Source organism: Vibrio sp. D404a, from assembly GCF_030248535.1.
In the GTDB taxonomy this organism is placed as follows: Bacteria; Pseudomonadota; Gammaproteobacteria; order Enterobacterales; family Vibrionaceae; genus Vibrio.
On the sequence record NZ_JAHGAJ010000019.1, the window covers coordinates 215,468 to 238,313 of the forward strand.

A 22,846-nucleotide genomic window follows, 5' to 3' on the forward strand; every position below is an offset into this window, starting at 1 on the left:
GAAGCGCAATTAAATTAATGAAATCGAATGATTCTATTAACTGTATCGAATAGACTAATAACCTTATCTCGTCAGAAACAGACATACCCAAAAAATTGGCAAGCAAAGAGGTCACCGTGAGTGAAATAAATTGGCAACGCGTAGATATGAATTTACTGCTGACTTTTGATGCGCTTTTTCGCCACAGAAGTGTTTCGAAAGCCGCTGAGTCACTGCATCTCGGGCAACCGGCCACCAGCTATAACCTCAAGAGACTGCGTGAATTGTTAGGCGACCCGCTATTTGAGAGAGATGGCAATAGCATGCGCCCTACCGTTCGAGCCCACGAGATTGAACCCAAGGTACGCCAAATCATGACCATATTCAGTCAAGAGATCATGCAAGCGAACCAATTTGATCCGCTAGGGTTTGATGGTGTATTCACAGTGGGACTAAGTGATTATGCGGAACAGATTTTTGCACCAAAACTGTTCGACCAACTTCAAACCTTAGCGCCGGCCGCCAAGGTATTGTTTAAGCCTGTTGATGGTAACAACTGTGTTGATGCACTTGAATCACGCGAGGTTGACCTGTGCATTGGCGTCTTTTCGGACTTACCCAATAAAGTCGCAAGTACCTTTCTCTATCGAGAGCGCCACCTCTGCACCTTTGATAACCAAGTGCTGCAAAGTGAATTACCTATCTCGTTAGATACTTACCTTAATACCCCGCAGATGATCGTCACAGCCAACCAAACCTTGGCAACACGGGTCGATAAAACACTCGCTCAGATGAATATCCAACGTAATGTTGTAATGGGCACAACGCGATTCTTAACGATTCGAAGAATGCTAACGGGAAGAAATGTACTGGCGGTGATGGCTGAAATGGTCGGAAAGTCAGATCTAATTGAAGATTCATTGACGCTCTGCGAACCCCCTATCGACATCCCTGACTTTGATATTGAAATGGTCACACTACGCGGCGACAGCCATCACCCAAGAATCGTATGGCTAACAGAGCTGGTCAAGCAAGTGGTCACCGATAAAGTGAACTACCTACGTTCTAACTAGTTGAGTTATTGGGGTTGTTTGAGTAGATGTGTTTAGGAATTGAATAGGCGCGGTGAGATGGAGCGCGCCTTTTGCTTTCTGATTTGGTTATTGCGTGTGTTAAGCACTTCTCGGCGCAAACATAATGATGGCCATACCCAGCATGGCCACAGACACCCCAACAATATCCCACATGCTCGGGCGAATGCCATCAACCACCCACAGCCATAAGATCGCGACAAAAATATAAACGCCACCATAAGCTGCATAAACCCTACCTGCTGCAGTTGGGTGTAACGACAGCAACCAAGCAAACAAGGCAAGACAGAATGCCGCTGGTACCAGCAACCAAACCGATTTATCTTCTTTTAACCAAAGGTAAGGCAAGTAACAGCCCAATATCTCCGCAATAGCCGTAACAAAGAACAGCCCCAATGTCTTAAGTTCTAGCACCTGAAATTCCTATTTTGACCGCTCTTACACAAAACCATGTCTATTAGTGTCAATGCTACAACCTAATCCGTCGTGCCGTAAACACAAAACGAGAATGGGATTGGCGATGTCAGGGGTTAGGGGTTAGGGGTTGTGTCTTAAACGTTTGCTATAAAACACTTAGCCTAATGCACGTTCTACAAGACTTTTGGCTTCTTCGATGATGGGTTTATGAAATCTTGCATTTAATCGCTCACCAGAAGGACATGCTATTTGTCGCTTTGAATACTTAAAAGATAGGTTTTCACACCAACACACGATATCTAGCTCTTTTTCGGCCGACAGTGACTGGTTAACTTGATCAAACCATTGACGAACAGTCAGGATAAACTTGTTATCAGAATCTTCCTCTTCAAGTTTCGAAACTCGTGCTTCGACACTAGATACTTCATTTTTTACGCTAGAAAATTCCAAGCGGATCTTTTCTTGCTCCATGATGGTGTCTGCAAGCATTCTTGAATTTTGAGCCACAATCTCTGCCATCTGTGCAAGAGCAGAGCCTTGCGCGGTCTGTGGTGGTGGATAAACACCGTGCTTTTGCAGAGATGGGATAACCTCATGATAAAGCCAACGTTGAAATTTTTTCCCTGCTTTGGACTTATCAGTCCCCATAACACGATTTAGACCAGGTTGAGTGACGAAGACTTCCTTTTCATTTTCAAATCGAGGGTTGGCAACAGGTACATGGATATATTCGTCTGAATCGAGGTCTTGCAGCTGTGATTTGATCAGATTAGGAATATATTTAGATGGAAACCGTTCATCTAACGATCTGTTTTCTTTTGTCAATGTAACAAAAATATCTGTTAATGATATGTGCAATATACCATCGTAATAGCAAGTCCTAATATCACTAGATCCAGCATCACCGTCGTAGCATACATTAATCAATTCATTTTCCATTAAGGTCCAACCTTGTCGTTAATATTATTAGGTAACTATTATATTGAATATTTAATCGAACCTAATTCTACTTTCTCACTTTTGAGATGTTAGACGTATTTCGTAACACCCTGTTAAGGTGAGCAAAGCAATACCGATGCTTCCGCATACCACCTTAAACACAAAACGCAATGCATAGAAAAATACCAAGCGTTGCCAATAACTCTTAAGCAGGTGTTATATTTTATTCCACGACACCGGTAATTCTATTTGAACGCAAGAGGTACATAGCCAAGTGTCTGTTTTCTTTTGGTAGTCAAATGGTAATTTTCTATCAATTGAATTGCCTACAGGCTCTAAAACGAACGCCTTACCTGACAATTTGACTTCCTTTACCTTCATTTTATATTCAGTACCTGATAGCGTTACTACCGCATTTCCTTTTGATACTGATACGCTTTCTTTTCCACTTGATGATTCTAAGTTTATTTCAAATGTGTCTTTATCTGTACAGCCAACTAGAGCCATCAATAATGTTATAGATAATATATATTTCATACTTTTCCTTTAAAACCTAACGCCGCGTTAAGTGGTGAGCAACGCTACCACCTAACTTAAACCATTGCACCGTAAACACAAAACCCAACGATGAAATGAAAAATGCCATGCGTTGGGAATCTGTCTTAGACGCTTTTTATGCTTAGTGGTACTCGGACATATAACGGTCAGAATATCGACGCCACAAAACATGTAAGTTGTCGAATTTCAAGATGTCATTTGGCGTAAGCATGTCAAAGCCACCAAACTTTTCTTTGTCATATGCTGTTGATTCAATGTTTTTCGTATGCTGCTGAAACTGTGATGATTTCTTAGGGATTGGGTAGCGTCCATCCCAAACGATATAAGCGCTAAGCACACTCATTACCTTATTGTCTTCTTTGCTTAGTTTAAAACCTGCGATTCTTGCTATTTCGGCGAGTTCATGAGTATTTTTCAGACGTTCATCTTCAATACCTTGCGCTACACAATGAGCTTTAAAGAGAACTTCAAAAGACATCCCCATGAGCATTAGATATGTCGAATGGCTTGTAATTCTAGCTTGGCTATCATCTTCCATAGCATCCCATAGGATTTTCGCTGAAGCCCACAGATCACACGCCTTATTGTGCCAATATCTTGATAAGGTTGATTTTCGTTCATACGCATCAAGCAACGTACTCATTTAACTACTCCTAATTTTCAAACTAAGCATAACAGTTCTTCGACAGAAAAATTCTGTACTTAAATACTCAATATTTCTGTCTAGTTTCTGTCTAGTTCCCTATGCTATCAATTGTACAAACATTAGTTAATTGATAACAATGACTTATGTGATCTCGTTAGTAATCAAAATTACAAATATAGAAGTTTTCTATCTAGTCCGGTTGCAAGCAAAATCAATCCGTTACGCTGATTTTTTGGAGTTTGAAACTGCGCTGGATAAGCTTTTCGGTAGCTTAGATTGAAGCCTTTAGAACCAATGCTTGACCGTGTACGGTAAGGTGTTTATATTGTCGCCGCCCAACGGGCACACCCTAAAATGCACACCCGCCATCCTGCCATCATTGGTGCATTTATATTGGTGTTTCTTAACTCCATGTTGAATAAACTTCGTCCTTTTACTCGTGAATCGGGTGCATTAATGCAACTCTCGGTTCCTATCATTTTGACCCAGATCGCAACCCAAGCTATGGGCTTTGTCGATACAACAATGGCTGGCCAAGTGAGCCCTGCCGACCTTGCTGCTATCGCACTTGGTACTAGCTTGTGGATTCCGGTGCTGCTTTTGTTGCGCGGCGTCATTATGGCTCTCACTCCCGTTGTCGCTTTTCACCGTGGTGCGAGAGACTTTAAAAGCGTTTCTGTAGAGTTCTTCCAAATGGTATGGCTGGCGCTGATTGCCAGTGTGTTGCTTATTGCTTACCTCGTCAGTGCTCAGCCTATTTTAGAGTGGATTGGTGTGGCATCAGAGATCATTCCAATTGGTAGCGACTATGCGTTTGCTCTGGCTTTTGGTGTACCGGGCATTGCGCTGTTCTATACCCTGAATGGCTTCTGTGAAGGTATGAACAATACCAAGGTGCCGATGATCATTTCTGTGATCGGTCTTTTGGTGAATATCCCTGTTAACTATGTACTGATTTACGGTAAGTTCGGCTTCCCTGAAATGGGCGCTGTAGGTTGTGGTTGGGCGACTAGCTTAGTCTACTGGATGATGTCGGGTATGTTGTATTCGTACATTAAAGGCCACCATCACTACAAAACCATTATTAACTTTGCTGACGCGGCGCCAAAAGCTAAAGAGATGCTACACCTACTCAAGCTTGGCCTGCCTATCGGAATGAACATTGCGGTGTGTGGCAGTATCTTTGCTGTCATCGCGTTGATGATTGGACGTATCGGTGCCGAGAACGTGGCTGCAGCACAAATCGCGCTTAATATATCTAGCCTGACTTACGTGATCCCTATGAGTATTTCATTTGGTATTACTATTCGTGTTGGACACGCACTTGGCGAGAAAGATGAACTTGGTGCAATTGAGCGCAGTAAAGTCGGTATCTTGGTAGCGGCGTTAATTTCTCTACTTTCTGTGGCTATGTTCTTGCTGTTCCCTGAGTGGATCATTCGCCTGTACACCACCGACCCTGCTATTAGCGCAACGGCTGCGACTCTGCTTGTGTTTACTGCGATGTATCAGTTCAGCGATGCACTGCAAACATCAGCTAATGGTGCTTTGCGTGGTTACAAAGACACCAAGATCCCGATGTTCTTAGCGATTGCCTCATACTGGGGTTTAGCACTGCCGATGGGTATGGTTTTAGGCTTAACCGACTATGTTGTCCCAGCTATGGGTGAGACCGGCTTCTGGGTAGGAATTTTAACGGGTTTGACCGTTGCTGCCGCGTTAATGCTGTTTAGACTACGCTACGTGATCAAGATCCGTAATAGCCAAGCTGTTAATGCTGTGTAATGACCTAGTCGGTACCTATTGGCTATCCTGTTGTGAGCAATATATCTAACTAAATAAAAAGGCGAACCCATTGATTAGGTTCGCCTTTTTTGATCCAACAAGTGGCAGTTATCGATTAATTGCAAGGTAAGAGCCTGCTGCGATCATAATTCCACCAGCGCTTTGGTTAAGTCTTTTATGAGCACGCGGCGTTTTCAACAAGGTCACCATACGACCTGCCCCTAAGGCTATCAGCATTAAGCCCGCCATCAAAGCCACTGCGGCTAGCACAGACACTAATACGATATCTTGTGAGCGTAGAACTGTGAGGTCGATGAAAGTCGGTAAAAATGAGATATAAAATAGAATGACTTTCGGGTTAGAGGCTGAGATCAAAAAGCCTTGTGCGAAACTCGCCAATGCGGATTTTTGACTCTGCTTAGCCACTTGTTCAGCCGAACCCTGTACTTCAGGAAGACTTTTAAACATTTTATAGCCAAGGTATATCAAATAAGCAGCGCCGACATAGCGAATGACTTCAAACGCGATTGACCAGTTCTCTGCAACCGTCGCAAGACCAAAACAAGCCAGCACAAGATAGATGAGGTCGCTGCATGTCATCCCTAGAGACAGAGTGATGCATTGTCGCCACCCATCAACCATACCACGCGCCAAGATAGCGAATACACCCGGGCCCGGTGTGATACTGAATATAAACATGGCTATAAAAAATGTGACCGCGCTTTCGAATGACATTACTTTTCCTCCCTCACTCATCCGCACCAAGAATTCGAACGTAACACGGAGTTTACTTCCGAGTAAAGATCACCGTTGGTGCGAATGTTTGAGCTTTCAACCAACCCTACTTCGTTTACATCTCACAGAGATCTAAGATCCTCGCTCGCATGGCTTGATTGATACGGAAATGAGTATTCAGAAACGACAGCTGCGCCGTTGTAGACTCAGGCGTTCGCTCATACCCTTGGGTGAATGATGGCAGTAAGCGAGCAAATTCAGGGAAACGGACCTCTAATCTTCTATCCGACATAAACTGATCGGCTAATTCAGGTGACGGCGTTTCGATGCGCTCTGCTAGCTCAATTAAACGATCAAGCGCGAACGATTGTACAAATCGCATTCCAGATAGCTTTTCACCTCGTTTATATCGGCACATTCCTACATATAGGTTGGTCAAGGCTTCACCTATGATCCATTCCAAGTCACTGTTTTGGTTTGCTTGATGCGGTTTTGGTATACAAGATTGAGAATTGAAATCTGCTTGCTGCCAAACGATTCGCCCTTCTGCGAACGGGATTCCCGTTAATTCTTGTGGCTCAAAAACGGCAAACTCACAGAACACACCATCCTTGTATAACACTTTGTATCCATCGACGGTGTTTCTCACGGCATAATCAATCTGATTGATGTCTGACAGCCAATTTAGGTTGTCTAGAAAATCCTGCTTATACCCCTCCTGTACGATGGCAAAGAAGTCTAGGTCAGAATACTCGTCCAGCTTTCCCAACTCCAAGCCAACAGAGCCAAGTCCTAACAGCGCATATGCCTTACCCGTTCTTTCTAATGACGCTCCAATCTCGTTTAGGCGCTCCAGTAATAATGTTGGTCTATCCATAATTTGTCTCTCGCTTGTTGAGTGACATCAACCTAACGAAAATGCAGTTATTGAATAAGCCAATTTTATAAATTTCGCGTATGGGATAACCGTTTGTATGGGAAAACTTGTCCAAGTTACTGTACGGATTGAGGAAATTGAGTGGGAAGGCTTAGATATAGAAACAAAAAACGCGTCACTACCTGTGGCAATAACGCGCTTGTCTATTGATTGGCTTGTCTATCGAATGATAGGTGGTCACCGTTGAGATTTGAATGCTAGCGGTTGAGTGTTTTCCTAACGCTAGAATTTTTTCGCTAGCAGTCGTCGTTCACAACACGAACTGTACATTCGCAACCTTCTGCTGGACATTCACTGCCATTCACTCGACCAAATGAGTCATAAATAACGTAGCAACCAGAAGGAAGGTCTGCATCCAAAATGTTGCTACTATCAAGCTGAGCTTGCGTAAAAGAATGTTTATAACCAACCACCGTATGTCGATTACCAAACTCGGACGTTAAGCTATCGTCATCAGACAGGGTTAAGAAATCCACCATGTTCAACTTATCGCCTGATTCCCCCTCGCTCTCTGGGCATAGCGTTCCCCAGTCGACTTCCACACTACCGATACCAAAATCGATCACGTAGTTACTCTGATCATTCGGATTTGATGCACTTGGGTCTAAGCCTTCAATTATGGCTTTTGATACGACTTGTGCATTCACACTCTCCATTGCGCTTGCGACGCCGTCTAAAACAGCCTCGCGTGCTGATTCTTGAATCCCTAAAAACCTTGGTGCTGCTGTTACAGCGAGGATGCCAAGTATAATAATGACAACGACCAGCTCTATGAGCGTAAATCCATTTTTCTTCATATCATCCCTACCAATAAACGCTATTCCAATTCACTATCTGAATAGGTGTAAAGAAACTATACACTCTCAACCTTGAGTTAAACATCCTTCCTCGATAGCAATTTGACCGCTGTCTTACTCTGGAGTGACTTACCGCGCAGGAATTAACCGCCTTTCATCCCACATTGCACACTATGGCGTGTTTCGAAACTCCCTTGGACTAAGTCCAGTTTTCGCTTTAAACAGCTTGGAGAAATGTTGTGGATACTCAAATCCTAACTCATAAGCGATTTGGGTGATGCTGTGTTCTGTCTCTTTCATTAACGTCTTCGCACGTTCAATCACAAACAGATGAATGTGCTCTAACGCGTTTTTGCCTGTCTCTTTCTTTAACAGATCGCTTAAATAATACGGCGAAAGCCCAAGCTCTTTGCCACAATATTGAACGGTCGGAACACCCAATTCAAACGGCTTATCCTCTTGATAATAGTCTACGAGTAAGCGACTTAAACGATGAATGTGGTCATGATTCAGATCAGAACGAACTATGAACTGACGATCATAAAAACGATTACAGTATTTCAGCAGTAATTCGATATTCGAGCAGATTAATGACTGAGTGTGCTTGTCGATACTCGCTTCTGTTTCATTGCCGATATTGAGGGTAATGTCTGTCACCATCGCGCGTTCACGTTCAGACAGATGCAGAGCTTCATTACTCTCGTACTCAAAGAAAGTGTAGTCGAGCATTTTTCCGTAGAGATCGGATTTCGCTATCAATTGTGGGTGAAACGCCAAAGTCCAACCTATCGAATCTTCTACATGCTCACTAGGCTCTATGCTCACTTCTTGCCCCGGAGCGAAGAATGTCATAGTACCTGTGTCGAAATCATAGGTTGTCTGCCCATAACCGATACTACAGTGAGCGCCGTCTTTCAGAGAGATAAAGTACAAATCAAATCCGAGAGTAAGATGCTCGTTGAACTCGTGGGTTACCTTGGTTTGATCAATCAGTGTCACTAAAGGGTGCGTCGGTTTCGGCAAGCCTAAAAACTGATGTAGTTCAGAGATAGTATTTATCTGCACTTTCTTCGTCATAATCATTCTCCAACCGCTCTAATCAAACACTGCAAACCTTATTGAACGACGGCTTTCATCGTGGACTCTAATTCCGAATAGTATGGGTTCCACGTTAAACGCGCATGGATGCGGCCTTTTTCAGTATAACCCCAAGCAGAGAACCATGTTGATTCGCCGTTTTCGCACGCTTCTGTATTGGCACTTCGTAAACTGTTCTCACAGATGATCTTCTCACCGTGTTGACCATAGTAACTATTTTCTGGTGCGAAGAGTGGGCTCATGTGCGAAGCGGTACTGATTTTAAGGTCATCACGATGCATTGAATAGACTTGTGTGTTGGTTGTCTCATCAAATTGGCTACCCTCGCCATACCAAACTAACTGGCTGTTTGGGTGGGTAAAATGATTTTCAAAATAGTCACGGAGCGCTTCAGCGTCGATAACACTGTCAGCCTCTGCCGTCACTAACAGAGTTGGAATATCTAACTTACGACCAGCCACTTTGTCTCGAAACACCTTGGCACTCTCTGAATAAGCCAATGCACTGTTAATCGGGGCTGAGCTGTATTTGGCAAAGTTGGTCTCTTCCGCTGTCCAACCGTCTGTAAACATTGCGACTAAAGGTGTGAGTCGCTCTAAAAACGGCGTCACAGTTTGAAAGCCCGGAGAGAATAGCATCAAGCCATCAATGCCACTGTTATCCAGCGCATGAATCGCAACTAAGTTACCGCCTGTCGAGAATCCGCCTAGCCATACTTGGTCGTGGTCCTGCTTGAGTAGATTCGCATAGTGGTCAATAAGCGTTTGCCAATCTTGGTAGTTAACAAGGCTCATGTGTTGTGGGTTGCTTCCGTGACCCGGTAACAATACCACTTGTACGTAAAAGCCTTGTTCAGCCAGAGAGTTAGAGATGTCACTAAAACTGAATGGCGAATCCCCTAGCCCATGAGCGAGCAAAATGGCTTTATCTGAGTTTGGATCGCCTTTGCTGTAAGGCGCGTTCATTGCCAACTCTTTTTGATGGTCTTCGGTGATAAAGGCGCGGTTTTCTTCTAACCAGTCCGTTGCGGTTTCAACATACTGGTCAAACGATGGCTGGATGTAGTTGTAGTACTCTGCAGAAGTATGTAGAGGTTGGCGCTGTTCCGCGACATTCGAACACCCCATTAACGCCAGTGTAGCTAGAGAAATAACAAGTAATGGCTTAACGATCTTCATGGGGCCCTCAACATCTTTCATTTTTGGCAGCAGATACGTGCTGCGGGTTCAATAAGTAGATGTCTATTTTAAAGATTCCCGCAGTTCGTGACTTATACAATTCTCAAAACCCGTTTTGTTATATCAACTTAAGCCACCAATTTAAGCTATTGATTAATTGTAACTTATTACAAGAATCAGCGTTTAAACCGAAATCCTAAAAATGTATAAGTCGGGATTTGGGCACTGTGTAATGATTAAAGCGCGCTATCTCTATATGAGTGCAACAACCGTACAAAGACGTGGAAGGAAGGATTAGGACTAACCTAGGGTGTAAGCTAAGAAGGTAGTCGAGCTATTCATGTATTTGAGATTAAAAGGCTCACGCTCTAGAGAAAAGCGTGAGCCAACATAGGGCAAGTCAGAGCTCGCCTATGATTAGTAACCGTGGCTATTCAATCAAGCGTGTTTCTACTTAATCAAACGCACGACTAATGAGCCGGGTGCTCGCAGTGTCTCAAGGTTGTGGCTCAACACAGTGCCAGATTCAGGTGCAGTGTAACGCAGTAATTCGTTACCCAACGCGTCGTATTGGATTGCCAGTAGATCGCCCTGAGCTACCTTCTGCATTAATGATACCTGTGGCTCTACAAAGCCGCCTTGCTGTGCTTTTACGCTGATGATCTTGTCGCCTTCTAACGCAGGGATCATCGTTTCAATCTCACCCTCAATCACGCTCTCAGCTTTTAAGATGTTCATTACGCCTTGAGTCGCACGTTCCACCAGCTCACGTTCAAAGTAACGGCCCGAACCAACTTCAACCGTAATGCTAGGTACGCCATGAGTGTTCCACGCGGTCTCTAATACGCCTTTTTCACCCGGATCATTTAGGATCACGTCGGCATTCATTAAGGTTGCCATCTGCTTCGCCTTCTCGATTCGACAATCTGCAAATATGTAGAGCGGATAGCAAGTGCCCGTGGTTTGCGTGTGAAGGTCAATCGCGATGTCTGCGTTTGGCAATAGTAGATGATTCCACAAAGTGCCCAAATAACGCTCAACTTCGTTTCCTGCAACATTACCCGGGAAGAATCGGTTCAGGTTGGATGGTGATGTATCTGGATCAACAGGGAAAAAGTTACGGCTGTGATTCAGAATACCACTCATATTGATTGTCGGCACAATTGTCACGCAACCAGCAATATCTTGGTCAACAAGACGTTGAGCAACTTTCATCGCTGTCATAATGCCGTTTTGCTCGTCACCATGAACACCTGCGGTGATCACAACCTTTTTACCTGTACTCTTCCCTTTAAAAACGCGAACAGGCAAATGCTGCCACTGACCAATTGCGTTGGTCGCCACAGCAAAGTTCAAGCTATGATCGCCAACAGGCAATGCATCGACATTAAGTGAGTGAAGATATTCCAAAGTCTGAGCTTGAGTATGTGTCGTCATTTCTGACATATCGAATTCCATAATAGTGATAAAACAACAAAGGCGAGTCTCAGCTCGCCTTTGGTCGTAGTGTAATATAAGTCGTTAAGTGAATTCGGGATCGCGAATTACTTTTCCTGATTAAGCAAAGCCCATTAGGTGTGCTGCAATCACAACCACACTTGCTAGTACAAACAGCAAGCCAATAAAGCGGCCACAGAACTTAACCCATACACCCCAATCAATGCGACATACGCCTAGCGTTGCCATCAGTGATGCCGATGTCGGTACAATGATGTTTGTGAAGCCGTCACCCAACTGGAATGCCAATACCGCTACTTGACGTGTTACACCTGCAATATCAGCCAGCGGCGATAAAAGAGGCATGGTCAGTGCCGCTTGGCCTGAGCCTGACGTCACAAAGAAGTTAAATACAGATTGGAAGACAAACATTAGCCAAGCTGCCATTACATCTGGTAAGCCGCTAATGAATGAACCTGCGCTGTTTAGAATCGAGTTTAATACGCTCGCTTCGCTACCAGAGCCGCCACCAAGGATCAGAAGTACACCTTTCGCACAACCAACAAGTAGCGCTGGTGCTAGCATCATTCCTGCACCCTCTTTAAACGCGTCAGCGGCGTCATTAAGCGTCATGCCATTGAGACGGAAAATCGCGCCAATGATTGCAACAATGAAGCCCATGGTGAAGAACTGAGAAGCGATCTCTGGAATGTACCATGCGTGAGCAACTACACCGTAGATAACCCAAGCCGTTGTACCAATTACCGTCAGCATGACCAATGAGTCTGCAAATGACCATTTCGCTACAACTTGATCGTCAGCTTCTTGCTTACGGAAATGTTTATCTGTCGCGTAAGTAAATGAGGATTCTGGGTTAGCCTTAATGCGTGTCGCGTAAAGCATTGTGAAACCAATACCAATCACGGTGAAACATGCCCACATCACCATACGGAAAGTCATACCAGAAAGAACTGGGATGCCCGCAATACCTTGTGCGATCGCTACAGAGAATGGGTTCATCCAAGACGTTGCAAAACCAATCTGTGTCGCGACATACGTCACCATTACCGTTGTAATACTGTCGTAGCCAAGGCGAACCATGAGTGGCGCGATGATAATGGCGAAGGCCACTGCCTCTTCACCCATCCCAAATACGGCACCACCTAACGAGAACAGTAGGAACAACACTGGAATAAACAGTGCTTCGCTGCCTTTGGTTTTGTTGATCAGGTGAAGAATACCGTTATCGATAGTACCTGTACGAATCACGACGCCGAATGAACCACCGATGATCAGTATGAACATGATAACGCCAATCGCACTGCCCCATTTCGAACCTGACACCAAGCCCTCAAACGGGAAGTTCATTAGACCGATGCCACCACCAGACTCAAAGAAACCCACGGTGTTGTAAACCAACTCACCATTTTCGTCAGTCGCATAGCTGAACGATGCAGGGTCTATAACGCTGCGTGTTTTTTCAGCCCCGTCGACCATAAAGGTGACATCTTGGCTTTCAAATGTGCCCGCCGGAATAAAGTACGTTGCTGCGGCTGCGAAGATACCAATAAGGAAAATGAGAATGAGGGTATCTGGCAATTGCCATGATTTGGATTTCTCCAAAGAAGAGATAGAAGAAGCTTGAGACATAACCAAATATTTTTATTCAAAAAAGATGCATGAATTATCAAGAAATTAATAAGTAACTTCAACCTTTGCGGCCTATTTTTACAAATTTATATTCCATTCATTGATCGAAATCTAATTACATCACCCGTTAATGTTCATTTTATAAGCATTAACATCTATGTATACATTCATAACAAGTATCAATCCAAAAACAACATTCACCAACCACCATGCAAAGGTTTTAATTTGAACAATACTATTTAAGTACACGCATATACTCGTTAACAGGAAGCAACTATGAATAAAATGATCACATTGCTCTCACTCGGACTGATGTCAGTGAGCTTTCCACTATTTGCCGCTGGTCACTATCAAGTCAATGAAGAGCTCTCTACGGTTAACTTTGCTTCAATCAAAAAGCAGTACATTGTTGAGCCTGCGGTTATTACAGGTGTCAGCGGAAAGGTTGATGATAAAGGAATGCTGTCGATTGCGATTCCTTTAAACCGACTCGATACAGGGGTTTCAATTCGCAACGACAGACTAAGAGCACTCTTCTTTAACGAAGATAAGTTCCCGTCAGTAAAAGTGAGTGCATCAGTGCCTGAACAACTTCTCGATGAAGGCGATATGGCAATGCAGAAGATGCTCCCTGCGACCGTGATGCTTTATGGGCAGTCTAAAGAGCTCATTTTTACGGTGAATATCGTTAAATCAGGTGACCATTTAATGGTGTCTACCGCCAAACCGACGGTTATATCAGGTTTTGATTTTGGCATACCGCAAGAGAGCCTAAGCAGTATCTCTAACACCGTTGGCGATATTGCCATTTCACCTAGTGTACCTGTTAACTTTTCTTTGATCCTAGAGAAGAGATAGGGAGAGAAGAAATAAGAGTGAAACGATAAGTTTCCAAAACAACAGAAAGGCTCGCAGGTAAGAGCATGGTAATGAATACCAAAACCTTACCTACGAGCCTATGATTTGTTAAACAACGACTTAGCCGTCATCGCTTTTATGCGAACAACTAACGCCCACCAGCGATATCGATAAAAGTACCTGTAACGTAGGAAGCCTCATCAGACAACAACCACGCGATAGATTCTGCGACTTCAAGTGGTGTACCGCCACGTTTAAGCGGAATGTTCGGAGCCAGACGCTCGACACGTCCCGGCTCTCCACCGTCAGCGTGCATATCGGTATGAATAAAGCCCGGTCGGACGCCATTTACACGAATACCCTGCTCTGCGAGTTCAAGAGACAAGCCTTTTGTTAAAGAGTCCATCGCGCCCTTGGACGCAGCATAATCGATGTACTCAAACGGAGCACCAATACGAGACGCCGCAGACGATACATTGACGATAGCCCCCGGGCCATCGAATTGATTAATGAAAGCCTTGCAACACAAAAAACAGCTGCCGATGTTGGCTGCCATAACCCTGTTGAAACGATCATAATCAATGTCTGCTAAGCGAGATTGCGTGAACAATACTCCAGCGTTATTAACGAGATGAGTCACTTGACCAAGCTGCTGATTAACCGCTGTAAACATCGCGTCCACTTCTGCTTCAACCGACGCATCCGCTTGAAATGCCATTGCACTACCACCATTTGCGATTATTTCAGCCACAACAGATTCGGCTGCAGCGTGATCTTTACGGTAGTTAACGCATACTCGATATCCTTTGCTTGCCAATAGAATAGAAGTTGAAGCACCAATACCTCGTCCACCGCCAGTCACTATCACCACTTTCTGCATTGTCTTTCCTTCTCTTTATTCTTGTGAGTGCCTTATTCGACACCTAGACGTTTTATCTCTTTTGTCTTTTATCTCTTTATTCACTGTTATCTCTTTTGACGCTATGCATTTTGATTTGTCTTTCCTAACCTGATTAGTATCGAGGCAAAGAAAGATAAATCAGGCTAGGAAACGCCACTCATCACCTTGTAATACACCAAGCCAAACAAGCCTGCGAACACCAAAACAGTAACCAAGATCTTTAACCATAGAAACTTCATAACTGCATCTACCTATTGATTGTTTTTATTTGGAAGCTAATGATATGCAAAAGAAATTTGGTGGACAAGGCGTGCTACATAAAGCTTCTGGTGAGATCAAAAAAGCAGAGCCACTATTACATGGCTCTGCTTACTTTATTGGCTTAAATCGTATGACTGTTAATAGTCAGTTGGATTAGTTAGCTGGACGCCAAACACCCCATTGGTCTTTTTCGTAAGTCGCTTGTGGGTTGTCACCGCCTTGAACCCACCATTGCGCTTTCCAGTTTTGGTCTGCGTAAGATACGATCTCACCACCAAGGTAAGTCTTAGTTGCGCTCCAATCACCTTCATCTGGGTCTGGCGTTGGTGGCGGAGTCACTTCATCATCGGCAATCACTTCGAAGCTGAACGTCTCTACTCGCTCGCTATTGATCGCGCTTGCAGCGAATGTCAGTGTCTCGTTTTGAGCGACAGGCGTTGTATCAATCAAGACTGAAGCCGTACCATTGTTCTCAATCGTAACTGACGTACCAGACGTTTGTGTGAAGTTTGCTGGTTCTTCAGTTGCAATCACCACTTTGTCGCCGGCGTTAACCACTTTGTCACTCTTAATCAACTCGTAGATATCGCCTTCTAATGGCTCTACGTTTCCGTCACCATCTTTAATCAGCGTGATCTCGCCTGAAGCACGGCTGTCTCTTGAGTTGAAGAAGTTACGTGATGGATCGTTCTGGAAGTACATGTAGTGTTCCATCTCGGCATGCCAATCACCAATGAAGACAGCGCCGTCTTTGAACTCTTCATGCCAACCATTGATTTCAGAAGCTAGCAGGCGCTCCCAATCGTTAACGTTTGACTCATCAATCTTGATGTCAAAGCTACGAGCTACGTCACCATATTTGTTGATGATATCGTATTTCACCGTATCACCAATAACTGGCGTACCGAAATCAGTTGGGACATACAGATCACCACGAACAAGATCAGGCTGTGGACCCGGCTCTGGTGGCGGTGTTTCGCCATTTACGATAGTGATGTCTGAACAGTTGTAAAAGCCCTCGCCTGCAGCATCATCACGCTGCCAGCGAACGAATAAGATTGCATCGCCAGAACGGTCAGACGGAATCGTCACGTTCATGCGGTACTTACCACCATTCACAGGCACATTGCCTTCGGTTTGAATAAGGTCTAAGTCGCTCCACGCCAATGCTTTGCTTAAGTCAGCGTTCGGCTTGGTTAGATAGAACTGCCAAAAAGATGGGTTATGTGGTGCCGTTGCATTGAACACAAACTCGAATGTACCCGCATTCACTTCTGTACGTGTCCAGCCAGTATGAGGTGCGCCCATACCTTGCTTTTGTGGGTCATTTGCGTAACACAGTGTTCCGTCTGGAATCGCGGCACGCACAGCATCCATGTTATTGAAGTCTGTGATATTTTTCGCGTACTCGTTACGTTGAACAAAAGGATAAGTCCCTGAAATATCTTTCGCATTCGCACAAGCCGCATTCGGTGGGCTACCCGACCAAATACCGCCTTGCTCGTAACAGATATTCTGACGAGCGCTTGGGAACTCTGACCAACCGTGAGCTTGAGCAGTTGTAGACACCCCTGAGAACAGGGCCATGCTTACTGCTAGCTTTAACATGTTTTTATTTGCAGTCACTTTTAAACTCTCTACATATATTATTTTACGTTTTGCTTACGCGATAATTCAAAGCACCACTGCTTAAATCACGTCGCTCTATTTTCGCTGTGAAAACTAAGAAAATAATAGTTATTCAAGAGATCAATTAAAGACAAAGTTTTTTTGATATGAATTAAAGTCACAATTTTACATATTAAACACATTTCAATTGGATTTTATAAAAACACAATTACTTATTTAAAAACAACAACTTAGACAAACATAAACGATACCAAAACTTATTTTTAAGCGTAACAAAAGTTAACCAGATCAATTGTATATATTTAAATCAGCACTAAAAACAGTGTGATATTGTGCCCATTAATTTTTCTCACTCATTTTCATTAGGCAATCAAATATATGGATATTTCAAATTAAAACACCATTATAAATAAGCGGTGTAAATATTAAATATCGGGAACATTAAGAAAACAGATACATAAAAGCGTAATCAGGTACAGATAAATAGCATCAATCAACCCGTCATTGCCGATCGTTCAATCCGCCATTGGCTCACAGCAAATACTAGCTACTACTCTCAGACTGGCTTTTTGCATTTTTAAAGGAGGACAAAAGATAGTCGATAAACACTTTTTTCCTCTTTGGCATCAACTGTCGTTCGGCGTAAACCAAACTAACGGTCACTTCCGGCATGTCATACTCGGGAAGCAGTTGAATGAGCTTTCCTGACACGAAATGATTGCGACATATAAACTCCGGCAGAACTGCGATACCCAGATCATCTAAGCATGCGGTTAAACAAGCCGTTATGGTATTCACTCTTAGCCGAGATGGCAGCTCAATGGGTATTGGCTCGCCATCTTTTGGTTGCAAGCTTAGCTTAGGAACACGTGCCGCTTTATTTGATACCTGTATCATTTGATGCGGAAGTGTCAGGTCCTGGGGCGACTCAATAGAACCGAACTGCTCGAGATAGTTCGGACTTGCGACCAGAACCCGTTGTGATGTTGTCAGGTAACGAGACACTAAGCTGGAGTCAACAAGCTCACCAATTTGAGCGTAGAGATCGATCCCCTCACCGACTATGTCTACCTCTCGGTTGGTCAATTCAAGATTCATAGACACATTAGGGTAGTCACGAAGAAAGGCATGAATATAAGGAGCCAATACTTGATGCCCCAATTCAACCGGCAATACCACACGTAATGGGCCTCGGATCAAATCCTGATTCGCCGTCACTTCAAGCTCCGCCTGACTCATGATCTCTAACATCTGCAAACTCGACTGGTAGAAGTGCTCACCTTCCGGTGTTAATACCAGACTGCGGGTCGAACGCGTGAGCAACCTCACACCTAGATGCTGCTCTAACTCGGCTAGCTTTCGACTTACGGTCGACTTTGTCATGTTGAGAGCTTCGGCTGCATGAGTGAAGCTACCGCACTCAACTACTTGTACGAAAACGGAGACAGCATTGAGATCCATCATCACCCTCTTTTTTTGATTGGTAAGATTTGTGCAACAGTGATTCTTATTTTTCCTATCTTATCAACCAATCGATATCATTTACAATTCGTTACATCTACAAGAACGAGATCGAAAAGTAATGACTGATTCAACGCCAACAACTCAAACAAAAAATAAGAAACGTAACAAAGCTCCACTGATTGCGACTGCAATCATGTTAGCGCTGGGTCTAAGCGGTGGTGGCTATTGGTATGGCTACGGGCAATATTTTGAATCTACAGATAATGCCTACCTGCAAGGCGATATCACTAACATTAGTCCGAAAGTATCTGGATACATTGTCACGTCTCACGTCCATGACAACCAAGTCGTCAATAAAGGTGACCTACTGGTTGAGATCGATGATCGTGATTACCAAACCGCTTTGGTCCAAGCAAATGCCCACCTCGACGTGGTCGAAACCAGTGTTTCAAATCTTGTTGCTCAAAAGGCTCTGCAAAACAGTCAAATCCTACAAGCAGAGAGCCGTGTGGATTCCGCTCAAGCAGAATACGAACGTGCGCTGCAACAAACTCAGCGTTCACGCAGCCTATTAACACGTAACTACGCATCACAAGATGAAGTCGACAGCATGTTAGCCCAACAGAAAGTCGCACTCGCGGCGCTTGAAGAAGCCAAGGCCAACCTTGTTGCTAGCCATGACCAACTCACTGTTATTGACAGCGAAATCGAACAAGCTCAGGCATCGGTTTCTGAGGCGATCGCCCAGCGTGACCAAGCTCAGCTTAATCTCGACTACACCAAAGTTTACGCTCCGGCATCAGGTGTGATTGGCAAACGCAGCGTTCGTGAAGGTCTATTAGTGCAAGCAGGTACGCCTTTGATGAGCTTAGTGCCGAATGGCGATATCTGGATTGAAGCTAATTTCAAAGAGACCCAGCTTAATGGTATTCATCAAGGTCAAAGTGTTAAGATCGAACTTGATGCCTTCCCGGGTCATCCATTAGAAGGCAAAGTCGACAGCTTTTCACCGGCGACTGGCGCTAAGTTTGCCCTGCTTCCACCAGAGAACGCGACAGGTAACTTCACTAAGATTGTTCAACGTGTGCCAGTTAAGATCACCATTCCTAATCAAAAAGAGCTAAAGGGTCGACTATTACCGGGCTTGTCTGTGGTTGCGACGATCGATACGCGAGGCTAAACCATGAGCCAAGTAGCAACAACTCATACTCCTGACGAGGCGATGAATTCAGAGGTGCCAACACGCCACTGGATCGCTTTGATTGGCGGTCTGATCGGTGCCTTTATGGCTATCTTAGATATTCAGATCACCAACTCGTCATTGAAAGACATTCAAGGCGCACTCTCTGCCACTTTAGATGAGAGCTCTTGGATCTCCACCTCTTATCTGGTCGCAGAGATGATTGCGATTCCACTGAGTGGTTGGTTATCCAAGGCATTAGGTAAGCGTCGTTATTTAACGTGGACGACAGCAATATTCACGCTCTCCTCTTTGCTCTGCTCATTCTCGTGGAATATGACCTCAATGATCGTATTTCGCGCGATGCAAGGCTTCAGTGGTGGTGCTCTGATTCCGTTGGCGTTTTCACTGGTTATCCAACTTTTACCGCTCAACAAGCGTGCTGTGGGTATGGCGCTTTTTGGTGTGACCGCTACGTTTGCGCCCTCTATCGGCCCAACCTTTGGTGGTTGGCTGACAGAAAACCTATCGTGGCACTATATTTTCTACATCAACATTCCACCCGCTTTGTTAGTCATCACCATGATCCGATATGGCCTTGATGATGAAAAACTCGACCTCGGTTCGTTAAAGAAAGCAGACTGGTTTGGTATCGCCACTATGGCACTGGGGCTTGGTTGTTTGGAAGTGGTGCTTGAGGAAGGTAATCGTGAAGAGTGGTTCAGCTCCAGCTTTATCGTCACACTTGCCATAATATCAGCGGTTAGTTTGGTCTATTTCATCATTAATGAGTTGCAGCACAAGAAGCCACTGGTCAATTTGCGGCTACTTAAAGATCCGCAGTTTGCCATGTCTTGTATCGCGTATTTGATTCTGGGTATGGCACTGCTTGGCTCGATTTATGTGCTGCCGATGTATCTTACTCAGATACAGCAATACAATGCGATGGAGATTGGTGAAGTCTTGATGTGGATGGGTTTCCCGCAACTACTGATATTTCCATTGGTACCCAAGCTTACACAGATCATTAAGCCCAAATATCTGGTTACCTTCGGATTTGTGATGTTTGGTATCAGTTGTTATGTGAACACCCATATGACAGTTGATTTTGGTGGCCAACAGTTGATTCTGTCTATGGTTCTGCGCGCGATTGGTAGCCCGTTTATCATGGTGCCACTGTCGTTAGTCGCGATGAAAAACATCAGCAAAATGGACACTCCTGATGCGTCGACTCTAACCAATGTCATGCGCAACTTAGGTGGTGCCTTTAGCATTGCCATTATTGCGACACTGCTGGACAACAAAACCCGTGAGCATTTGGCACACATTAAAGAGTCTCTGCCGTCTGTAAGTCAGCTTGGTTGGCAGACACTGCAACAGCAACAAGCGTTCTTTATTCAATCAGGCAGTGACGCTGCGACTGCGATGCAACAAGCACAGGCCAGTTTGCTTGGAACAATGCAGCGTGACGCCGCGATCATGGCATACAACGATGTCTTTTTGATGATGACGGCTTTCCTTGCATTAGCAGCCGTTCTTATCCTAAGTATGCGAGATTGATCCCTCGGCCCGTTCAATGGAATAGCGGGCCGAATAAAATCGCGATCCACTTCTCATAATCTTGATGATTACCAATGTCTTAAAACCATACAACTGGTTATAGCTCAGCTTGACATTATGCATCTGCACACCTAGATTCTAGATAAGAATAAAACGCTAGGATAGCTATAACAATGACAATGACGTTGCCGCCTGACCTCAGCATTTTGATTGTCGATGATTCGAAAAGTGCCACCATACTCATAAAGCAGCAGTTAGTTAGCCTTGGAATCTCGCGCGACAAAATCTACATCGCCACGGACTACCGCCAAGCCATTAAAGCGGTGGAAAGACACACACTCAACGTACTCTTGATTGACTACCATCTAGAGCAGACATTCACAGGGTTCGAATTACTCGGCATTCTTTATCGTAAAAGACTTATCGATCATACCGTTGCGACGGTTTTGTTATCCGGTGATATGCGCCAAGAAACGGTTTTGACAGCACTCTCAGGAGAAGCGCACCACTTTATCTCTAAGCCAATCAAAACCCCAATGTTAGGTCAGAAGATTGATCTCGCCGTTAAAGAATCTCAACAGATCACCCAGCAAACATTGTGTTATCCGATCAATTCTCCAGCTATGTTGCAACGCGCACTGTCTGTACCCAACACAGAAAAGAGCGTTCAATATGAGGCCAGCCTGATTGAACATCTAATCGGCTTCGAACAGTGGGAGTTTCTTGCTTACGTATTACGTGAATCGAAAACTAACATGCACCCGACCAAGCTCGTTGCGGAAGCCTTGGTTTTGGACAGCATGGGCAAAACCAAAGACGCAATCAACAAGCTCCATAATTACCTTGTTGCTCGCCCATTGTCACTTAACGTAATTGACTGCTTAAGCTGCATCTACGAAAAACACCACATGTTGCTGCCTGCTCTTAAACTCGCCATTCGAGCATTTGAGCTAACACCCAGTATTAGTCACCGTGCGATCCGCGCGATTGACTTAGCAGAGAATGCAGACAACGCTCAAATTCTAATTAAGATGGGGCAAATGTATGCGATCAACATTTCGCCCGCTGACATTGATGTGATTCACTCTATTTCAAACTACTTCCACTCTTTACAAGTCGCCTATGAGAAAGAGACGTCGTTAGCCAATAAAAAGATCTTACTAGAGCAAGCTAATAACTTTACCAACCAAGTCAATTTAAAGCTGACACAACATCAACAGCAGCAAGTACTCGCAGCATTAGCTATTTTCCAGTGCCAAGTGCTACACCACGAAGGTAACCACCAACTCGCTCATCAGAAAATGATGCGTGCTTCTGCACTCTTGTGTCACGTGTTAAATGAAACACCTACCGTTCTTCTCAATCATTTGCTTCCTTTGCTCAATGTCTACGGTGAGTACTCTCTGTATCAAGATTTAGCCGATTTCTTAAAGGCGCGAGGTGAAGCCAATGATCAGTTTACGCTCGGCAGTGATAACAATCCGGTGAACTGCATCAATATGGACAGTTTGGGTTCAGTCCAACAACTTAAAGACTACATTCACACTTATCCCTATTCGGTTGCAGCGAAACTTGACTATCTATTTGCCGTCAACAAAACTCAGACGGAAGAACAACTTACTCGCGAATTCATGGCACAACTTAAACAGCTTGAATTACCGTATAAATGGAATCAATGGATTAGTGAATCAGCAAGGTCTGGCTTTTCGACTAAGCCACCTAGCCCACTTTCACTATGTAACTGAC

General features: G+C 44.3%; 21 protein-coding genes. 7 read left to right on the top strand and 14 right to left on the bottom strand.

The window, feature by feature from the left end:
• Positions 1–116 precede the first annotated feature (116 nt).
• Complete coding sequence (locus tag KI655_RS12645; RefSeq protein WP_285405454.1) at positions 117–1,052, top strand: LysR substrate-binding domain-containing protein; 936 nt, start codon at positions 117–119, stop codon at positions 1,050–1,052.
• A 99-nt stretch (positions 1,053–1,151) separates the two neighbouring features.
• On the opposite strand, the gene KI655_RS12650 is transcribed toward KI655_RS12645, so the two are convergent.
• From KI655_RS12650 to KI655_RS12670, 4 genes are all read right to left on the bottom strand, one after another.
• Positions 1,152–1,484, bottom strand: a complete 333-nt coding sequence (locus KI655_RS12650) for a YnfA family protein (protein ID WP_285405456.1) — start codon at positions 1,482–1,484, stop codon at positions 1,152–1,154.
• A gap of 159 nt (positions 1,485–1,643) precedes the next feature.
• Positions 1,644–2,426 carry a BRO-like protein gene (locus KI655_RS12655; protein WP_285405458.1) on the bottom strand — a complete coding sequence of 261 codons (783 nt, stop codon included), beginning with the start codon at positions 2,424–2,426 and terminating at the stop codon, positions 1,644–1,646.
• A 216-nt stretch (positions 2,427–2,642) separates the two neighbouring features.
• Positions 2,643–2,963: a hypothetical protein gene (locus KI655_RS12665; protein ID WP_285405460.1), complete on the bottom strand. Its 321-nt coding sequence runs from the start codon at positions 2,961–2,963 to the stop codon at positions 2,643–2,645.
• 142 nt (positions 2,964–3,105) lie between these two features.
• Entirely contained in the window at positions 3,106–3,627 is a 522-nt protein-coding gene (locus tag KI655_RS12670; RefSeq protein ID WP_285405462.1) for a hypothetical protein, read from the bottom strand.
• A 414-nt stretch (positions 3,628–4,041) separates the two neighbouring features.
• Here KI655_RS12670 and KI655_RS12675 point away from each other — a divergent pair, with 414 nt between their 5' ends.
• A complete protein-coding gene (locus tag KI655_RS12675; RefSeq protein ID WP_285405693.1) occupies positions 4,042–5,415 on the top strand; it encodes an MATE family efflux transporter in 1,374 nt (457 codons plus the stop codon).
• A 108-nt stretch (positions 5,416–5,523) separates the two neighbouring features.
• Here the strand turns inward: KI655_RS12675 and KI655_RS12680 are convergent, their stop codons facing one another.
• The 7 genes from KI655_RS12680 to yfcC form a co-directional block, all read right to left on the bottom strand.
• A complete protein-coding gene (locus KI655_RS12680; protein WP_285405464.1) occupies positions 5,524–6,150 on the bottom strand; it encodes a LysE family translocator in 627 nt (208 codons plus the stop codon).
• A gap of 115 nt (positions 6,151–6,265) precedes the next feature.
• Positions 6,266–7,027: a hypothetical protein gene (locus tag KI655_RS12685; protein ID WP_285405466.1), complete on the bottom strand. Its 762-nt coding sequence runs from the start codon at positions 7,025–7,027 to the stop codon at positions 6,266–6,268.
• A gap of 296 nt (positions 7,028–7,323) precedes the next feature.
• Positions 7,324–7,884, bottom strand: coding sequence for a type II secretion system protein (locus KI655_RS12690; protein ID WP_285405468.1), 561 nt, complete (start codon positions 7,882–7,884; stop codon positions 7,324–7,326).
• Between the two features lie 171 nt (positions 7,885–8,055).
• Positions 8,056–8,961 carry an AraC family transcriptional regulator gene (locus KI655_RS12695; protein WP_285405471.1) on the bottom strand — a complete coding sequence of 302 codons (906 nt, stop codon included), beginning with the start codon at positions 8,959–8,961 and terminating at the stop codon, positions 8,056–8,058.
• Between the two features lie 38 nt (positions 8,962–8,999).
• On the bottom strand, positions 9,000–10,160 hold the full coding sequence (locus tag KI655_RS12700) for a carboxylesterase (RefSeq protein ID WP_285405473.1): 1,161 nt from the start codon (positions 10,158–10,160) through the stop codon (positions 9,000–9,002).
• Between the two features lie 450 nt (positions 10,161–10,610).
• Positions 10,611–11,597 (bottom strand): succinylglutamate desuccinylase/aspartoacylase family protein, encoded by a 987-nt coding sequence (locus KI655_RS12705; protein WP_285405695.1) that lies wholly within the window; start codon positions 11,595–11,597, stop codon positions 10,611–10,613.
• Positions 11,598–11,717: 120 nt separating this feature from the next.
• A complete protein-coding gene (yfcC, locus tag KI655_RS12710) occupies positions 11,718–13,247 on the bottom strand; it encodes a putative basic amino acid antiporter YfcC (protein WP_285405475.1) in 1,530 nt (509 codons plus the stop codon).
• 276 nt (positions 13,248–13,523) lie between these two features.
• On the opposite strand from yfcC, the gene KI655_RS12715 reads away from it, so the two are divergent.
• Positions 13,524–14,105: a YceI family protein gene (locus KI655_RS12715; protein WP_285405477.1), complete on the top strand. Its 582-nt coding sequence runs from the start codon at positions 13,524–13,526 to the stop codon at positions 14,103–14,105.
• 148 nt (positions 14,106–14,253) lie between these two features.
• On the opposite strand, the gene KI655_RS12720 is transcribed toward KI655_RS12715, so the two are convergent.
• Positions 14,254–14,985: an SDR family oxidoreductase gene (locus KI655_RS12720; RefSeq protein WP_285405479.1), complete on the bottom strand. Its 732-nt coding sequence runs from the start codon at positions 14,983–14,985 to the stop codon at positions 14,254–14,256.
• A 304-nt stretch (positions 14,986–15,289) separates the two neighbouring features.
• Between KI655_RS12720 and KI655_RS12725 the strand changes: the two genes are divergently transcribed.
• Positions 15,290–15,424 carry a hypothetical protein gene (locus KI655_RS12725; protein WP_285405481.1) on the top strand — a complete coding sequence of 45 codons (135 nt, stop codon included), beginning with the start codon at positions 15,290–15,292 and terminating at the stop codon, positions 15,422–15,424.
• Here KI655_RS12725 and KI655_RS12730 read toward each other — a convergent pair.
• Both KI655_RS12730 and KI655_RS12735 read right to left on the bottom strand, forming a co-directional pair.
• Positions 15,421–16,875 (bottom strand): lytic polysaccharide monooxygenase, encoded by a 1,455-nt coding sequence (locus KI655_RS12730; protein WP_285405697.1) that lies wholly within the window; start codon positions 16,873–16,875, stop codon positions 15,421–15,423. The genes KI655_RS12725 and KI655_RS12730 overlap by 4 nt on opposite strands.
• A 564-nt stretch (positions 16,876–17,439) precedes the next feature.
• On the bottom strand, positions 17,440–18,357 hold the full coding sequence (locus tag KI655_RS12735; RefSeq protein WP_285405483.1) for a LysR family transcriptional regulator: 918 nt from the start codon (positions 18,355–18,357) through the stop codon (positions 17,440–17,442).
• 121 nt (positions 18,358–18,478) lie between these two features.
• On the opposite strand from KI655_RS12735, the gene KI655_RS12740 reads away from it, so the two are divergent.
• From KI655_RS12740 to KI655_RS12750, 3 genes are all read left to right on the top strand, one after another.
• Positions 18,479–19,540: an HlyD family secretion protein gene (locus KI655_RS12740; RefSeq protein ID WP_285405485.1), complete on the top strand. Its 1,062-nt coding sequence runs from the start codon at positions 18,479–18,481 to the stop codon at positions 19,538–19,540.
• A gap of 3 nt (positions 19,541–19,543) precedes the next feature.
• A complete protein-coding gene (locus KI655_RS12745) occupies positions 19,544–21,100 on the top strand; it encodes a DHA2 family efflux MFS transporter permease subunit (protein WP_373417255.1) in 1,557 nt (518 codons plus the stop codon).
• Positions 21,101–21,279: 179 nt separating this feature from the next.
• Entirely contained in the window at positions 21,280–22,845 is a 1,566-nt protein-coding gene (locus tag KI655_RS12750) for a response regulator (protein WP_285405701.1), read from the top strand.
• Position 22,846 lies beyond the last annotated feature (1 nt).

Coding starts and splice junctions, on each gene's coding strand:
- KI655_RS12655 (WP_285405458.1), bottom strand. CDS start 2,426: ATGGAAAATGAATTGATTAATGTATGCTACGACGGTGATGCTGGATCT.
- KI655_RS12665 (WP_285405460.1), bottom strand. CDS start 2,963: ATGAAATATATATTATCTATAACATTATTGATGGCTCTAGTTGGCTGT.
- KI655_RS12670 (WP_285405462.1), bottom strand. CDS start 3,627: ATGAGTACGTTGCTTGATGCGTATGAACGAAAATCAACCTTATCAAGA.
- KI655_RS12675 (WP_285405693.1), top strand. CDS start 4,042: ATGTTGAATAAACTTCGTCCTTTTACTCGTGAATCGGGTGCATTAATG.
- KI655_RS12680 (WP_285405464.1), bottom strand. CDS start 6,150: ATGTCATTCGAAAGCGCGGTCACATTTTTTATAGCCATGTTTATATTC.
- KI655_RS12685 (WP_285405466.1), bottom strand. CDS start 7,027: ATGGATAGACCAACATTATTACTGGAGCGCCTAAACGAGATTGGAGCG.
- KI655_RS12690 (WP_285405468.1), bottom strand. CDS start 7,884: ATGAAGAAAAATGGATTTACGCTCATAGAGCTGGTCGTTGTCATTATT.
- KI655_RS12695 (WP_285405471.1), bottom strand. CDS start 8,961: ATGACGAAGAAAGTGCAGATAAATACTATCTCTGAACTACATCAGTTT.
- KI655_RS12700 (WP_285405473.1), bottom strand. CDS start 10,160: ATGAAGATCGTTAAGCCATTACTTGTTATTTCTCTAGCTACACTGGCG.
- KI655_RS12705 (WP_285405695.1), bottom strand. CDS start 11,597: ATGACGACACATACTCAAGCTCAGACTTTGGAATATCTTCACTCACTT.
- yfcC (WP_285405475.1), bottom strand. CDS start 13,247: ATGTCTCAAGCTTCTTCTATCTCTTCTTTGGAGAAATCCAAATCATGG.
- KI655_RS12715 (WP_285405477.1), top strand. CDS start 13,524: ATGAATAAAATGATCACATTGCTCTCACTCGGACTGATGTCAGTGAGC.
- KI655_RS12720 (WP_285405479.1), bottom strand. CDS start 14,985: ATGCAGAAAGTGGTGATAGTGACTGGCGGTGGACGAGGTATTGGTGCT.
- KI655_RS12725 (WP_285405481.1), top strand. CDS start 15,290: ATGCAAAAGAAATTTGGTGGACAAGGCGTGCTACATAAAGCTTCTGGT.
- KI655_RS12730 (WP_285405697.1), bottom strand. CDS start 16,875: ATGTTAAAGCTAGCAGTAAGCATGGCCCTGTTCTCAGGGGTGTCTACA.
- KI655_RS12735 (WP_285405483.1), bottom strand. CDS start 18,357: ATGGATCTCAATGCTGTCTCCGTTTTCGTACAAGTAGTTGAGTGCGGT.
- KI655_RS12740 (WP_285405485.1), top strand. CDS start 18,479: ATGACTGATTCAACGCCAACAACTCAAACAAAAAATAAGAAACGTAAC.
- KI655_RS12745 (WP_373417255.1), top strand. CDS start 19,544: ATGAGCCAAGTAGCAACAACTCATACTCCTGACGAGGCGATGAATTCA.
- KI655_RS12750 (WP_285405701.1), top strand. CDS start 21,280: ATGACGTTGCCGCCTGACCTCAGCATTTTGATTGTCGATGATTCGAAA.